General features: G+C 53.5%; 4 protein-coding genes. 1 reads left to right on the plus strand and 3 read right to left on the minus strand.

The features are described from left to right. Positions 1 to 282: 282 nt before the first annotated feature. Positions 283 to 1,242, plus strand: a complete 960-nt coding sequence (locus BP727_RS04920) for an EF-Tu/IF-2/RF-3 family GTPase (protein ID WP_286857670.1) — start codon at positions 283 to 285, stop codon at positions 1,240 to 1,242. Between the two features lie 10 nt (positions 1,243 to 1,252). Here the strand turns inward: BP727_RS04920 and BP727_RS04925 are convergent, their stop codons facing one another. From BP727_RS04925 to BP727_RS04935, 3 genes are all read right to left on the minus strand, one after another. After that, a complete protein-coding gene (locus BP727_RS04925) occupies positions 1,253 to 1,507 on the minus strand; it encodes a hypothetical protein (protein WP_048131959.1) in 255 nt (84 codons plus the stop codon). Between the two features lie 71 nt (positions 1,508 to 1,578). Further along, positions 1,579 to 2,553 carry a methenyltetrahydromethanopterin cyclohydrolase gene (mch, locus tag BP727_RS04930; protein WP_048131957.1) on the minus strand — a complete coding sequence of 325 codons (975 nt, stop codon included), beginning with the start codon at positions 2,551 to 2,553 and terminating at the stop codon, positions 1,579 to 1,581. Positions 2,554 to 2,653: 100 nt separating this feature from the next. After that, on the minus strand, positions 2,654 to 3,100 hold a 447-nt coding region (locus tag BP727_RS04935; RefSeq protein WP_286857672.1), incomplete at its 5' end, for a hypothetical protein.

The following is a 3,100-nucleotide window of genomic DNA, read 5'->3' on the forward strand; positions in this document are numbered from 1 at the left end:
GGGGGTCATTTGCCACTATTTACTAATGAATAATGATGAGGCTTAATCTGATAAATATCTATTGTCTACTGCCTGCTCTTTTCCCTGGGTACGCCCTTCGCTGCAGGGGATGATTCAGTACTCTTCTTCCGGGATTCTCTCTCCTCCTCCAGGTCAGACAGATCTGCTCCGCACATCGCTGGATCTCTTCTTTCTCCCTATAAAAGCAGCATAGATGGGAATGAAAAGGCCCTATCCTGCCACCGCAAGACCTATTATCCCAAGGATAGATTCAGGCATTGTATGTCCAATCTCAATGTGGCGATCCTGGGCGCCCCTGAATATGGCAAGGAGCTGGGAAAGAAGGGCACCGTCAGCGATCTTACCTTTTACAATCTGAAGAAAGGGGAGAATACCGTTACCCTCATCGAGCCGAGCAGATATCCGGAGAGGATAGCACCCTTATTCTATGCCATCTCCATGTCCCAGAAGATTCTACTGATTGTGGATCAGATGGATCCCGCCTTTGGGGAGACGGTCCTCATGCTGGACTCTCTGGGCAAGAAAGACGGCATGGTGATACTGAGAAACTTCATAGATAAAGATCGGGTCATGCCCTTCATCAAGGGCACTGTGGTCGATAGCTATGAATTTTTGGATGATGATAAGAATGCCCTTCGCGAGAGGCTCCTGGCCCTTTCTGAAAATATCAAGACCAGCTACGACTCTCCAACCGGGACCATGCCTGTGGATCACTTCTTCAATGTGCGGGGCATAGGCACTGTGGTCTTGGGATCGGTGGCGGAGGGGACCCTGAAGAAGCATGATGAGCTGATGGTTCTCCCGGGAGAGAAGACCGCCCAGGTCCGCTCCATCCAGAAGCATGATGAGGACTTCGATGTCGCCGGGGTGGGTGAGAGGACTGGGATCGCCCTTAAAGGGGTCGATGTTGAGGACCTGGACCGGGGGACCATCCTCACCAATGACAAATCGATCAAGAAGGTCTCAGAGATCTCAGCCATGGCCCGGATAGTTAAATACTGGCCAAGTCCCCTCAAAGAGGGAATGGTGCTTCACATCGGCCACTGGATGCAATTCGTCCCGGCCAGAGTGCAGGAGGTCTTGCCGGAGGCTGACTGGCATCGAGCAGAGCTGAAACTGAAGCTGGACAAGATGCTCGTCTTCCGGCCGGGAGCAAAGGCAGTTCTGACGTATCCTGAGGGTGGAAAGCTCAGAGTAGTGGGAACGATAGACCTTCCCTGAAGGCTAAAAGCTAGTCCTCCGAGGACGAGGAGCTGATCTCCTGCCAGTGCTTTCCCCTGGGCGGAGCCAGCCTCAATGCCTCTTCCCGCTCGGCATTCATCAGGCCGTCCAGCCAGTCGTTGAGCTTTTTGCCGGTGTTATGGGCTGCCCAGTACGACTGGAGCCTGACATGCTGGTCGCAGCGGTGGTTGAGGCTTATGCCGCGCTGGCAGAGAGGCCCGCCGCACGGCCCATGGCCCTTGAGGTCGCATTCCAAAGAATTCATCTCTTTCACGGGCTGCCCGGAGGTTTATCTAGATTATCCCGGATTTCCTCTAAACTGAATCCACTCTCCCATCAGACCGACGAATCGAGACATTCCAGGTGGAACGACTCCATCAGCACCTCATGATCGGTCTTGCCGCATACGAAAGTCCGTCGCGATTTGATCTCATTCATCACCACTTTGGCCGGTGCAAAGACGTTATGGTCCACCTTGAAGAAATCAAAACCAGCTGCCTTGAATGTCTGGTAGAAAGGCGCTCCCCAGTCCCGGGATGCAGAGGAAGGCATACCCTTCAGATACCTCTGCAGCTCTTCAGTATCCTCATAGAGGAGGGTGTAATAGGTCTCTCCGCCATAGATTATGGCATCATTGGAGGAGCCCATGCAATTGGTCGCGTCTCCGGTGATGGGCGAGATGGGCGCTCTTCCCCAGCCGCTCTTGATGGTGTTTATGTCAAAGCCCATGGTGAAGAGCTTGTGCAGGCCGGTCTCCACCACCCGCGCTGATACCTGCACCAGGCCGGCCACGGAGTCCGTGGGGGCAATGGCAATTCTAAGGTCAGCGGGATCGATTCCACACTTCTGGGCAATCGATGCCGAAACCTTCTCATCCGGCAGCTTGTTCGACTCCAAGACGATGACCCCTATATCAGAGAACTCCTCGAATCCTATCTTCTCATATAGATCCCTGGTCTTTCCCGCCAGAACCCTTGCCGGTCCGCTGCCCATGGCGAAGTACTTGTCTGCCTTGATCTGCCACATGGCGCACTGGGAGGCCATACAGGATACCGCCGGATAGTCCGTGGCCACCTGCACTCCTGGGAGAAGAATTCCGCCTATATCGCAGGGAGCGAGCTGGATGTCGGCCAGGTCGCTCATGCACAGGCGGGAAAGGTAGATGCCGGCTCCTATTCCGCCCTGAGCCTTCACTCCTGCATCGATGACTACGGTGCCATTCTCAAGCTCATAGACCTCTATTTGCAGCTCATCTCCATAGTCGAGCATCTCCTCGAAGACCTCGAAACCCATCTCATTGATTCCCATCAAGAGGAACACCTTTCCCCATCGAGAGGGACATTGTCCATAAAAGTCTATCGACAGTATTTTGAATTCAGTTCAATTCGGTTTATTCCAGAGGCGACCCATTTCAGAGGGTGATCATCGACAAGGCTGCTGAGCCAACTGGATATGTCACTCTGGCCTTGGTGCTGCCCACCTGGGCTGCTTCTCTGAAGGTATTGCTGCTGCCGATGGCATAGGTCGATTTTGCCGTTAAGCCGAGCAGTATTGGCGGAGCCTGTTCAGTCTCCATCTTGCCGAGGATACTGGTTACGGGTGCTACTGTCTGGGCGGTCTCAACTGCAACTTCAACAGGGGCAGCAACCGTCTCATTCTCCGCGGGCATGGCATCAACCACAGCTGGAACGGTCTCATTCTCAACAGCCACTGCATCATTTAAGGGAATGGTCTGTACAGGAAGGAGGGCAGTTTCATTCTGCAGCTCTACCGTCTCGTTTGCACTCACATTGATGGTCTGATTGGCGGATAGATTTATGGTTGTATTGTTTAATGTAGTGTTGTTCAGCGTAGTGTT

The organism is Methanosaeta sp. UBA356 (assembly GCF_002496465.1).
In the GTDB taxonomy this organism is placed as follows: domain Archaea; phylum Halobacteriota; class Methanosarcinia; order Methanotrichales; family Methanotrichaceae; genus Methanothrix; species Methanothrix soehngenii.

Coding starts and splice junctions, on each gene's coding strand:
- BP727_RS04920 (WP_286857670.1), top strand. CDS start 283: ATGTCCAATCTCAATGTGGCGATCCTGGGCGCCCCTGAATATGGCAAG.
- BP727_RS04925 (WP_048131959.1), bottom strand. CDS start 1,507: ATGAATTCTTTGGAATGCGACCTCAAGGGCCATGGGCCGTGCGGCGGG.